Origin of the sequence: Halalkalibacter sp. AB-rgal2 (genome assembly GCF_041821005.1) — a bacterium.
Classification (GTDB): domain Bacteria; phylum Bacillota; class Bacilli; order Bacillales; family Bacillaceae_D; genus Halalkalibacter.
Genome location: NZ_JBGUAV010000008.1, coordinates 130,594 through 142,312, shown reverse-complemented (window position 1 = coordinate 142,312; position 11,719 = coordinate 130,594). Strand labels below are relative to the sequence as shown.

The following is an 11,719-nucleotide window of genomic DNA, read 5'->3' as shown; positions in this document are numbered from 1 at the left end:
TTTAAGGTGAGTATATATACTAATGGAGCATTAGTTTGATCAACCGGAAATGAGCGACCCACGTATAGCTTAAGCACTTTCCCCAAAGGTCTTGTCCTCATGCCTCAAACCTTTTCTCACTTATCTTCTAAGCTTCTGAAAGGAAGGGATACTTCATCAATCGTTAAAATCGATCGATTGTGCATATCCCTTCATCATTTGATCGTTCTTTAGAAGCTTTCTCAACTTTATACCAAACTTATTCTGTGTTCCAACTCATAGAATTTATCCAACAATTCCAGTACGCTCAACACTTTGAACAAAGTAACGTTGAACAAATAAGTAAATAATAATTAAAGGAAGAATCGCGAGCAGGATCCCTGTATCCTGTACCATACTTAAGTAAAACGGATCGGTACTCGTTGCATCGCCTCCCTCAAGATGAATCGCTAAATTATAGGGCAATGACGATAATTGTGTTGACATCACATTACTTGATGTCAAATACGTTGTCGTGAAGAATGTATCGTTCCACTGCCATACAAATGAGAACAGCATAACAGTTACAATAGCTGGTAATGCATTAGGTAGCATAATACGAAAGAATGTTGTCCCTACTCCGGCCCCGTCAATATAAGCAGCTTCTTCAATTGCTTTAGGAATCCCCCTGAAGAACTGTCTAAAAATAAAAATAAACAATCCTGCCTTTAGAGAGTTCGCCGTCAATGCTGTTAAGATAAATGGCCAATACGAATCCAATAGATTAACCGAACTGCCTGTTATTAGTGGGATAAGTCCCATTAAGCTAAATTCCCTTAAATTCATATACATCGGGATAAGAATCGTTGTCGGAGGGACCAAAATAGTAAGAATCACTCCTCCAAAAAGTAGTTTACTTCCTTTAAATTGCAGGCGGGCAAATGCATAGCCCGCAAGTGCACACGATGCAGCTGTTAGTATTGTTGTCGTCGCTGCTAGAACAAACGTGTTAAACAATGTATCCCAATAATTCATAATCGACATCGCATTTCGGAAATTATCAAGTGAATAATTTTCTGGAATCCATACGACTATTGGTGAATACAAATCACTTTTATGCTTAATAGCTGTCGAAATCTTTTGAATGATAGGATAGAGAATGATAAACGATAAACCAGCTATTAGTACAAGCCGAACAATCGACCAAACCCAATGTTTTATCTTTTCAATCGTTAACCATTGAGCTATCTTCAATGCCCTCACCCTCTCTAATCGAATTTTCCTTTATGAATTAATATACTTTCAAACAAATGTTGCTTCATGTTAGAAAATCAACCCTCTTCTTTGTCCGTAATACCCAACCATTCAAGCTTCTCATGTACTAATCTTGGTAAAATACCTTTTTCGAAATAAAATACGTGCTTACTGCCAAAATAAGCATAATTGAAACAAAATATAGCCATGCCATTGCTGAACTAAGACCGAAATTAAAATTATCAAAACCTGTGGACATGATCAGCTCAGTCACTGGACTTCTAGAAAACGAATCTATAATCGTATAAACCAAATTTACTAAAATAAGTGGACTAACCATCGGGAACGTAATTTTCCAAAAAGCTTCATATCCAGTTGCACCCTCTATCTTAGAGGCTTCGTACAGCTGTGGTGGAATCGTCTGAATCGCTGCCAGAAAAATTAAAATTTGAACCCCTGATTGACTAACTATTTCATAAATCCGATCAACAGCTCCTGTAAGATAATTAACAATCGTTACATTCACACCAGAATTAATCATCATTCTTTGCAATTCAAAGGAACTTAACATATTTGAAAACCCACCAGAAGTAGCATTTTGCTGATTAATATCTTGCACTAGACTAGTTGCTTCTAAGCTTAAAATAACTCCAGAAGCAAGGATAACGGGTAGAAAGAAAATCGACCTTGCTAATGACCTCCCACGGAAATTCTGATTCAGTATGACCGCCAAAAATAAACTAAAAATAACAATCAAAGGTACATTAATAACAATATTCATAATCGATTCAATTAAAATTCTATTAAAGCTTGTATTGATTGTTAATGCTTCAATGTAGTTGCTTAGTCCAATAAATGAAACGGTCATTCCTTCTGAACTTGCTGAAATTTCACTAAAACTATATTGTAATGACGTCACTAAGGGAACGAAAAAGAAAAAGATAAACCCTAATAACCAAGGCGAGACGAAAAGAACACCCCAAAACACCTTCTGACCTTCATATGTTCGCAACGTTCCACTTAATTTTGCTAACGATTTCAAAACGTCTCACCACCTGTCATATAACCTTGAGCCTCAATTTCCATTTCATCTATGGACACAGCTGTTTCATTATAGTTAACAATAACGTAAATCCCATTGCTATAGACTGTTTTGTAAACGCCTTCTTCTAGTTTCTCATGTGCCACTATAGATTCATTATGAACATGACTCAGTACAGCATTTATCTCCTGATAGATCCTAGTCGCATCATCGATCCATTGCTCATAATTTACAGAATATAAGTGATTATACTCTGTATCCTTCAATTTATAATTAGGTTCATGGATCCATTTGAAATGAACACCCGCACCATATTCTAAGGATTTCAATATATACTGTCTCTCATTCGTATAAGTAGATAGATTAAAAGGCGTACTCGTATAATCGATAGATCCGCGAATCACCATTTGATAGAATGGTATCGCTTCATCTTGGATTTTAAATCCACTATTGTTTATTGGGACATCAATAATATCTGATAAGTATGGCAAAGTGTAGTGATTTCCCCCTTTAGCCATAATATCTAAGTTTTCATCATGGATCATTTTCATCGTTTGAACAGATATTCTTTCAGATTCAGTACGATCAATTTGCTTGTTTTTTCTGAAATCACTATTTAATTGATCGGCCAAATCTCTCAATGAAATACCATTTGTTTCATGTAATACGAAATCATTTAGCATCGACTCTGTGTATGCTTCTAAGCGCCCAGGCGACAAGACATATGAAGGTGATTTCGTTCGATCTCGTCTCTCTAATGTCAAATCCATAGGATACAAAGTTGCCGGCATACCACGTAACGTCCTTGATGCTTCCCTCGCTTCATTAAATCCTGATGACGAGTTGACATTAAGTAAAGCCACTTCAGGGAAAAGAGAGATGCCTTTCTCCTCGGCAAAATCAACAAATTGATGCAATCCTGACTTTCCACCGATCGCTTGATCAACTGAAATGCTTTTTGGTACTTTATGATCAACACCGGAATTAAACCAACCTAAGTAATTTAATTTAATGTTTGTTATATCACGACCTTGCATCTGATTCACAATATCTTCTGCCTGTTCAAATGTTGTAAGTGCTTCAAGAGACTTGTAAGGAACGCCTGCAAAGTGCTTCTGCTTAGGTATACTACCCACTAACTGTAAATAAAATGGAATATCCTTTGCTAGTGTTTCTTCATTCTCTTTTTTAGGAAGCCCATTTGTCTTTTCAAGATACTCGCGATAATAGTTGGCCATACCATAATAAGAAGCTTCTTCACCATGTAAAAACGTATACCTCACTTTGAAATCTGAGTCCATCGGTTCTTCTTGAAAGCGAGGTAATGTTCGTTCTTGCTCATTCGCTTGTAAAGTGACATCGCCTTTATTCACAACATAAAAGCTAGGATATACATAGTTATAGCTGTTTACCCTGCCGTTAACATCTGCATTGATTGTTGCAGCAGATGCCCCTTCTTCAATGATTCCAAATAAAGCTCCTTCTTCTCGAATTATCCCAAATACAGGTAGTCGGACAGTTTGTTCTGTTCTTTCATAATCAGATAGTTCCATCGTTAAATCTGAACCATACACTGATTGCTGATATGCTGAATACTTTGATTTACCATTATTAAAATGAATCAAAGCTCCCGAACCATCTGGCACAAACAATGACCCTTCATCTTCCGCTCCACCTGCTCCAAAGAATCTCATCAATGAAATACGATTAACTGGATAATCCTCCGTGTACAGAATACTTGAAACTGGAACATTTACGATTAAACTATCTTCATCAAGCGTGTATTCGATCGTCGCTTGGAAATGCCGTGACGAAAGTGATTCTTGAGTGAAATTCAATTCCTGCATGTCCTGTTCCAAATCTTCTTCTGTATAACCAGCATCATCAAAGGCCATAAAAGCGCGTTCAAGTTGTAATCCACTAAGAGCACTATCATTTCTTTCATAAATCTCTCGATCCGTATCCTCAGTGTAAGCAATTAATAAAGCCCGTTTTCCTCCATCATCTAACTTACTTGTGATTTCTTCATAACGTGCTGAACTTAACATAAGTGGTAAATCTTCAACAGATCTCTCCGATCTACCCAATTGATACGTCACACTCACGCCATCAGTAATCTCTTCTATTTTATATTGATCATATTGAACACTATCTGAAAACGTATTAATGACACTACCCTGACCAAAATTATTATAAAAATGAATTTGCATTTGTGATGAAAGTAGGTCTTGATTAACACCTGAAGCAATAGGGTCTTCATCACGGTCAGTCGGGTTACTATGCCATATTTCATCACTATCCTTATGAAGAACAGCAATTGAGCCAGTCAGATCATCGATAAACAGTTGGAGATGATCGCTTTCGGCTATCCCTTTCATACCTTCTAAACGCTCATCCATAAAGGAAGCTTGCAACGCTTGTTCCTGAGTATAATCTAATCCAGTCAATTCACTTTCATCTATTTCAACCGATCTAGTTGATTCCGAACAACCTACTAGAACAATCGTGACAAGAAAGCACGCGAGCAGTAGTGCATTTCTGGCCTCTCTCATTTTTACCACTCCTCTCTAGTACCTAAAGATAATCTCTTGATAGATGACATGAACAAAAGCGACCACCTGTTGGATTAGACTGAAGAATAATAAGCAGAGAAAAGCCATAAACCCCATCGCTACTATCGTCAACAAGATGGTTCCTATTGATTTAGATGGTGTAAATTGATGCACTGTCATGTTTCCTACAAATAAAAGAAACAAAAACCAGAGGAATGCGAAACTTTGAGAGAAATAGTAGAATGTAACCTCTTGCATCGATATTAAGTTGCTCAACCAAATCCAAGGAAAATTAATAACAACTAAAGGTACTAATGCAAAGCAAGTTGAGATAAAAATCTCAACAAATTTACCTTCTCCGTCCGTTAAAGTGGTCAGCGACCAATTCGCCACACACCAAAATACCACTGGAACAATCACATATACAATCTCCATTAGACTATTCATCTCTTCTGGGTTATACAAATTCACGACAAACCCGCTATATTGGCTACTTAACACATTCGTTAAAATTAATAAAAATAAGATAACAAACGAGATGATTAAATTAATACGTTGACTATACTCATATTTCAGTTCCCAAAAACCATTAAAGGGATGAACGATAAGATAAAATGGGTGTTTAATTAATTCTTTGTTCATATCGAAGCAGCCCTCTTTCTTCTAATCTTTTTAAAATAAACCCTCAAAAACATTGAGCTAACAGCTAATACCATCATCCCTGTCATAATAATAGAGAAATAGTCTCTAAGAATTTCATTTCTATACAACAAGAATGCTTTCGAATAATTGGATTGATCTAAGCTTTGTTCAAAATTATGCATAGCATCATTAAATTCTTCTTTTCGTAATAGCGCTTTACCAATTCCCGCATATGCAAATTCGAGATTTGCATTCATATGAACAGCTTCCTGATAAAGTTCAAATGCTGACTCCTCATCTCCTCTTTCATAACTTCTCACAGCTTCATTAAGCGTTCGACCATATTCCGTCAATTCGAAAACGGTTATTTCCCCTAGCTCCCTATCTAAAACAAGGAAATCATCACCCAACCGTTCAATAGCTACTGGCGTATGAAATTCACCCAAGCGATTACCAATTCCACCAAATACGTACATTAAATGACCATCTCCATTGTACGTAAATATTCGACCTCTTCGAGCATCGAGCACTGAATAAATCTCACTATCTGTTACATCAATATCAATCAAGCGAGAAGGGCCGACAGCCGTAGTGTAGCGAACATCTCCAATCGGATTAAAATATCCTTCCCTTCTTAAAACGTCATCACCTCTAGAATTCAGTTTCTTAATAGCATCATCAGAGCCATCACCATTTGTCGCATAAATAAAACCATCCTCATTAATATCCATGCTTGTAAATTCAGTAGGGACGAACATAAGCATTTGGCTTCGTTGCTCTCGTGTTGCAAATCGTTTCCACAAATATTCAATGGGATCAACTTGTACACGATTTGCTCCAATAAACGTTGTGAAATAACCATCGACATTAAATTCCATGAATCCGTCGAATACACCGTCTGCCATGACATAGACCCGATTAGCATTATCCACAACAACATTCAAGGGATGAAAGGCAAAACCCTCATTAATCAGCTCAGATTGTGGGTCATCGATGATTTTGACCAAATTTAAGTCTTCATCCAAATGAACAACACGCTGATTATCTGTATCAGCAATAAAAATGTCATTCTCATTTGTCACAAACAAACCTCGCGGATTAGAGAATGTTTCTAATTCTCCCTCCTTATCAAAAGATTGAATGGTTTCTACTAATTGAAATTGTTCATTCAAGACGACAATACGATTATTTCCTGTATCCAATATATAAATCAAGTTATCTTCTGAGACATGGAAATCAGTCGGACTATTTAACATACCAATTCCTAATCCTTCTCCATCGACTAGCCTCGTCGGATGGTAAGCTGCAGGTGCATGTACGGACTCCCCCCAAAATGAGTAATTATAGGAAGCTGGCTGATTGGCAGCTTGTACTGTGCTCACTTCAGTACCTATAGCCACCAATAGAATCATGATCATAAGAAGATAGATGTTCACTCTCTTAATCGTTTTCACTATCAAATCACCGCTCCCTTCTAATCTTTCATCCCAGAATTGGACATGGTTTGAATGACACTACTCTGGGAGATAAGGAACATGATAATAGGTACACTCATAAGAAATAATGCAACTGCTGCTCCAACCCCAGCCCGAGCAATTCCTCCAAGTGTAATTTGTTCTAATGCATAATTTAATGTCTTTAAGTCCTCACTATAAATAAAGTTCCCTCCATTAGAACCCCACAACATAGGAAATAATAAGATTAATAATGTTAACCATGCAGGTTTCACATTAGGCATAACAATTGTCCAAAAAATTCGATACTCACTAGCTCCATCAATTTTAGCCGCTTCAAGCATTGGATCTGGAAGCTGCTCCATAAACTGCTTCATCAAGAATAATCCTAATGGAAAGGCCATTGACGGAATGATGAGAGACGCATGTGTATTTATCCATCCTAACCAAGACATCACCATGTAGTTTGGAATCGCGGTTACATGAGGTGAGAACATCAATGACAATACAACAACTGAGAATATAAGCTTTGAACCCGGGAATCGATACTTAGCCAGCGGATAAGCTGCTGCCGATGCTAAGATAATGTGCCCTGCTGTTCCTATCAATGTAATAATGATCGTATTAGCAAAATACCGCGACAATGGTACCCAAGAATCCCCCATTACAGCAATAAGATCAAAGAAATTATCCAAGGTAGGATTTCTGACGAAAAAACGTGGTGGAAAAATAAATAGTTCATCCAATGGTTTAAAAGCATTATTGATCGCATAAACTAGCGGTAATGCCATAAATGCTCCGAACAGACCAAGGAATGCAAATAATAAGAATGTGACAGTAAATGAACGATTAAGTTTTTTTCTGAAAATCGATATTTTTCTCCCCTTTATTCTCAACATCAATCACCTACCTTTCTTAGTATTTTTTGGACAATCATATTCGTTCCTACCATAATCGCAAACAATACAGTTGCAATCGCAGAAGCATAGCCCATTTCAAATCGAATCGTGCCGAAATCCATTAGATGGGTCACAACCGTATGTGCCGCATAATTAACACTTGGAAACCCTGCAAGAGCAATGGAAATATCTGCAACAGCAAAGGCCATCGTTATTTGTAGGACAGCACCAAATAATAACTGCGGTTTCATTGATGGTAATGTAATAAACCACAGCTCTTGCCATCTGTTTTTAATACCATCTACCGCACCAGCTTCAATAATCGAACGATCAATCGTTTGAAGTCCTGCAATAAATGCCAAAAAACTTGTTCCTAAGCTCAACCATAGCTGAACGATAATGACAACTGCCAATATATATTGTTCGTCTTTTAGCCATTGAATAGGCTCTAAAATAAAGCCTGCCTGCATAAGGAAACCATTTAAATACCCGTACGTATCTCCAGAAAAAATAATGAGCCAAATGAAAAACACATTTCCAGAAATAGAGGGTGCATAAAATACTAATGTCATAAACGCACGTACTTTCGGTGAAAGCTCATTGATAATCCATGCGAATATAAAGCAAGCAATATAACTGATTGGCCCCGTTATTGCTGCAAAAATAAACGTATTTCTTAAAGCAATCATAAAAATATCATCATTTAGGAATAATCTAGAGTAATTGTCCCAACCGATAAATTTAGGCAACTCTAACATGTTAAATGAAAAGAAGCTTAGCCCAAATGAAATCACGACTGGAATAATTGTAAACATAAAGAAAATAATCATATAAGGAGCCATTAAAATATAATAATGCTTCCCTCTCTTAAGCTCCTTTTTTATTTTCATCATTCTCGTTTCCTTAGTCGAATAGATGGGGTTTTTTACTGGTTGTTGGACTGGTTTTGCTTCCACCTGCTTCCACCTCCTATCCTCATTGAGGTAAATTAAATTCTCTTCTCTTAATATCAATTTCTTCGTTAATATATCTAATATAATCGGCTAGAGCTTCCCGTGGATTTTCATTTGCATTTACAACACGTCTAAACGCATTGTCTAGATGTCTTCCTGTAAAATAGCCACCCGGAACTTGTGGTATTCCACGAACCCACTCCCACTGACTGTCTAAATTGTTATAATCTTCAACTGGCCATGGGAGTTCTTCCAGTGCTTCAATATTCGCTGTCGGGTAACGCGCAGCCTCACCTAACAAACTTTCCATCTCTCTACCAAAATGTATTTGTGTTTCTTTATTTGTCCACCATTTCAAAAATTCCCATGACGCATCTTTGTCTTCTGCATTATCGAGCATAACTGCTGCGGTGGTATAACTAGACACATCATGACGAATTGAGCCATCTTCCATTTCTGTACCTGGCACGATCGTAAAGTCCCACATCCCTCTAATTTCTGGAGCTAATACTGATAGCATATTGTACGTATTGTAATCAGCCACTCCAATTGGCATTTCACCAACTCTGAATCTATTAGGGAAATCAGCCATTAATGGAAACTTATAATTTGTATAAAATTGTGTCCACTTGTTAAATGTGTCAATGGAAATTTCTGAATCAAGTGCACTTGCTGTTAAATCCCCCTGGTAAAATTCACCATCATTTTGATAAAGCAACATTGAAAATGCAGCATTAGGTACTAATGTTTGATTTTCTTGTGCCATTGGATCTTCAATTGGTAAAAAGAACTCCAAATTATGACGTTGTAAAACAGAAATCATATGATAAACTTCTTCCCACGTTTCAGGTGGCTCCAATTCCAACTCTTCAAGAATGTCTTTTCGATAGAACAACATCGGAAACATCTGCGTCTCTGGAAGAGCATATACGCCTCCTTCATATCGGTAAGGTAAAATCGCACTTTCACGGAATCGCTCGGAAACTTCATCAAAATCTTCGTAAATACTTAGATCCGCTGCAGCACTTCTCATAGCGTAATTGACAGGAACGTCTTCACCCATTTGTAAAGCTACATCCGGCCCTTCATTTGCGAGAGTAGCCGGTAATAAAATCTCAGGTGGAACTAGCCTTAAATGTACAGAGATATTCGATTCCGGAGTAAATGTATCATCAATTAAACTCTTTAATATTTGCGCCTGATCACGTCCTGTTGTGATCCAAACAGTAATCGATCGATCCAACTCTTCTATATTCCCTATACTGTCGTAGTCCTCGGTATACGAAGCAAAGAAGGCACCTATTTCATGTTGGGCTTTTTCAAAAAATGTAGCCTGTGCTCTTGGAAGCTCCTGGTCAGGTGAAGCCACGACCAAATAATCGAGAGTAAGTGGTTGTTCTCGAACGGTCTGTAGCCAAGTACCCAAACCTCCAACATTTAATTTATACGTATCGAGTCTTCTTGCAATCGTATCAGGATTTTCTACCATATCCTCTAATTGTCTAACCATTGAATGAAGAACAGCAACTTTATCACTTTTTTCTCCAGTAGATTCTTCAAGATAAGCAGCAACGCTTTCTATCACTTCAGCTTGTTCTGTAAAAACGTCTATCATGTGAGGAATTCGTCTTTCTAATTGATAATCTCTTAATGGATCAGGAGTGTTCGATGTTATCATCAGTATTTGCCTATACATCTCGTTAAGCTGAAGAACACTCGATTCAATTGTCCTTATTAGAGAAGCAACATCTCCAAGTGAAACCATCATTCGTATTCGATGAGTACCTTCAGTCAAATGAAATAAATAAGGCTCTTCGCCTCCAATCGCCTCCATTTGCCAATCTAATGAATAATGAAAACGGATTCGATTCACTTCTTCAAAGGGACTTTCTCCATTAATCGTAAGACTTCTAGTCGAATAAATACCTCTAAGCAGATCTTGCTTCTGCTTCAAACCTATATGGTATAATCCTTCCTCTTCTACTTCTACTTCCCATTCAATCCACTGACCTGGCTGTTTCCAGTTGAAACCACCTATTGTATTAATCCTAAGATTAGAAACATGGTAAGGCTCAACCAATGGACTTGAACGATCTGTTAAAGGATATAACGTAGGTGAAGATTTTTTAACCGCATCCTCTGCTTGAACTTTAATAAATTGACCTGTTGTTGGTTCAATTCCTGCTTCTTCATATTGTCTCTTTACCTCATCATAAGGCTTAGCAACTGGTTCTTGATAAAGTTCAATATAATCAATAGCCATTGGTTCGCGTAATGACGTTAACGATATTTGTTGTTTCCCTTCAGGAAAATAAAATAAAAAAGGTTCATCATAGTAACCTTCACTATCCATGAATGTTTTCATCGTCCATTCTGGTCGTTCAACTTGACGGGGACGCAATTCATTTCCTTGGTCATCCTTTAAAATTTCGTCTAAAAGGTTATCCCAAAGGCGATCAAACAAAAGAATTTCAGCACCATCAAAAGGGATCTCTCCGTTAATGGAGAACTCCCTTTCAATTGAAGAGCTTTTTCCTTCCATCGGGTAATAGTGAACTCTAACATTGTATAAGCCCGGATGTTCAATTTGAACATCCCAGCTTATGGTTCCTTCCTCCGGCGTAAGAACTGCATGACCATCTAATCCTTCATACTGTTCCACGATTTCAAAGCCATCACCGCTCGTTTTCACATAATCCTCGCCCTCGATACGAACGATTTCATTAGGTCTGTCGGCATTCAAATGCTGATGTAAATATTGGTCATAGCCCTCTTCAGCGGTTTCGTCAACAATAGCTTCAAAATCAGCAATCACTTGAATATACTTCCCATCATTTGAATTCAAATAGGAATAAACCGAAATGAGTGATATAAATAAAACAAGAACGAATATGACACGGACATATTTTTTCTTCATCATGTACAACTCTCTCCCCTCCCACTGCAAGAGACTGGCATTAAATTA

8 protein-coding genes are annotated in these 11,719 nt (G+C 37.4%); all 8 read right to left on the bottom strand.

Going from position 1 to position 11,719, the window contains the following annotated elements:
• Positions 1-264: 264 nt before the first annotated feature.
• On the bottom strand, positions 265-1,212 hold the full coding sequence (locus ACERJO_RS09075; RefSeq protein WP_247104279.1) for a carbohydrate ABC transporter permease: 948 nt from the start codon (positions 1,210-1,212) through the stop codon (positions 265-267).
• A 127-nt stretch (positions 1,213-1,339) separates the two neighbouring features.
• Complete coding sequence (locus tag ACERJO_RS09070; RefSeq protein WP_247104280.1) at positions 1,340-2,254, bottom strand: carbohydrate ABC transporter permease; 915 nt, start codon at positions 2,252-2,254, stop codon at positions 1,340-1,342.
• The gene (locus ACERJO_RS09065) at positions 2,251-4,806 is read right to left on the bottom strand and encodes a DUF5696 domain-containing protein (RefSeq protein ID WP_373647282.1); all 2,556 of its coding nucleotides are present in this window, start codon (positions 4,804-4,806) and stop codon (positions 2,251-2,253) included. The genes ACERJO_RS09070 and ACERJO_RS09065 overlap by 4 nt, the downstream gene beginning before the upstream one ends.
• Positions 4,807-4,821: 15 nt before the next feature.
• Positions 4,822-5,448: a YIP1 family protein gene (locus ACERJO_RS09060; protein ID WP_373647281.1), complete on the bottom strand. Its 627-nt coding sequence runs from the start codon at positions 5,446-5,448 to the stop codon at positions 4,822-4,824.
• Complete coding sequence (locus ACERJO_RS09055) at positions 5,445-6,905, bottom strand: hypothetical protein (RefSeq protein ID WP_373647295.1); 1,461 nt, start codon at positions 6,903-6,905, stop codon at positions 5,445-5,447. The genes ACERJO_RS09060 and ACERJO_RS09055 overlap by 4 nt, the downstream gene beginning before the upstream one ends.
• A 17-nt stretch (positions 6,906-6,922) precedes the next feature.
• Positions 6,923-7,801: a carbohydrate ABC transporter permease gene (locus ACERJO_RS09050; RefSeq protein ID WP_247104285.1), complete on the bottom strand. Its 879-nt coding sequence runs from the start codon at positions 7,799-7,801 to the stop codon at positions 6,923-6,925.
• On the bottom strand, positions 7,801-8,694 hold the full coding sequence (locus ACERJO_RS09045) for a carbohydrate ABC transporter permease (RefSeq protein ID WP_247104507.1): 894 nt from the start codon (positions 8,692-8,694) through the stop codon (positions 7,801-7,803). Before ACERJO_RS09045 ends, ACERJO_RS09050 begins: the two co-directional genes overlap by 1 nt.
• Positions 8,695-8,776: 82 nt before the next feature.
• Positions 8,777-11,674, bottom strand: coding sequence for an extracellular solute-binding protein (locus ACERJO_RS09040; protein WP_373647280.1), 2,898 nt, complete (start codon positions 11,672-11,674; stop codon positions 8,777-8,779).
• Positions 11,675-11,719: the final 45 nt, after the last annotated feature.